Source organism: Neisseria sp. P0019.S002 (genome assembly GCF_051957155.1).
GTDB classification, from domain to species: domain Bacteria; phylum Pseudomonadota; class Gammaproteobacteria; order Burkholderiales; family Neisseriaceae; genus Neisseria; species Neisseria perflava.
This window is the reverse complement of the sequence record NZ_JBQCWS010000091.1, coordinates 1-479: the sequence shown is the minus strand read 5'-3', so window position 1 is coordinate 479 and position 479 is coordinate 1. Positions and strand designations below refer to the sequence as shown.

Here is a 479-nt window from a genome sequence, read left to right as displayed (position 1 = left end):
GGTTTGGAGTGGTCTGGATTTAAACGGGTGGGCAAGATATTTTTGGATTGCTTTGGAAGAGGCAAAACAAAAGAGCGTATATCCATTGGGATCACGCTCTTTTGTTTTTCAGACGGCCTGATGGGGGATAAACAGCCTTGAGTTATGAATAAACATTCAAAAAAGCTTAATGATCGACCTTGATGCCTTGATTGTCGGAATGTTGTTTTTTATCCAGCTCTTTTTGCAAGGTATCGCATGGCGTATCGCAATCGCACATTTTCTTCATACCGAGAGAGGAAATGCCGCCGCAGCTGCCTTTAATGGTGCGTTTGGAGAAAATATAGCCGACTGCCATGCCGAGGATGACAAGGATAAAGATACCGAAAGTAAGGAGGAGGGTTTTCATGTGTGTATTCCTGAAGGTTAGTTTAATAATTTTTTGAATGCGCTGGACATTTCAGTATGGTAGCCGCCTTGCGGAGTTCGGATGATAAGGA

Annotated in this window: 1 protein-coding gene; it reads right to left on the bottom strand. The window is 43.2% G+C overall.

All coding sequences use genetic code 11. The features are described from left to right. Positions 1–166: 166 nt before the first annotated feature. Positions 167–388: a (Na+)-NQR maturation NqrM gene (nqrM, locus tag ACTHTY_RS11725; RefSeq protein WP_063069108.1), complete on the bottom strand. Its 222-nt coding sequence runs from the start codon at positions 386–388 to the stop codon at positions 167–169. Positions 389–479 lie beyond the last annotated feature (91 nt).